This is a genomic window from Streptomyces niphimycinicus (assembly GCF_018883605.1).
Taxonomy (GTDB): Bacteria; Actinomycetota; Actinomycetes; order Streptomycetales; family Streptomycetaceae; genus Streptomyces; species Streptomyces niphimycinicus.
The window spans coordinates 1-348 of record NZ_JAHLEM010000391.1 but is presented as its reverse complement, the minus strand read 5'-3'; the positions used below and the strand labels follow the sequence as shown (position 1 = coordinate 348).

The following is a 348-nucleotide window of genomic DNA, read 5'->3' as shown; positions in this document are numbered from 1 at the left end:
GGCAGATCACGCGGCCGGGTGACCGCCGGGCCCTTGACCCTCGTGGCGAACACCCCGCACACGGGACAGGCCCGCGCGCCGTGGTCCGCGGTGGCCAGATGCACCCTGCGGGTGCCGTCCTCCAGCCGCTCCACCGTTGCGACGGCCAGGCCGTCCAGCTCGAGCAGCAACGTCGCATCGGTATCGTTGTCCAAGCCCGTGGTTTCCGGTGATCGTTCTGCGTAGAGAACAGAAATGATCACCCACGGGCATCCTGCTGTCGGGGCCACCCAACACCCCGGGATCTCACACAACGTGACAGCCGATCAGCCCACTCAAGGCCACACACCGCTCAACTTCGAAGACCCG

General features: G+C 67.0%; 1 pseudogene. It reads right to left on the bottom strand.

Annotated elements, in window-relative coordinates:
* Positions 1-194, bottom strand: a pseudogene (locus KN815_RS30300) (hypothetical protein); the annotation flags it as partial.
* Positions 195-348 lie beyond the last annotated feature (154 nt).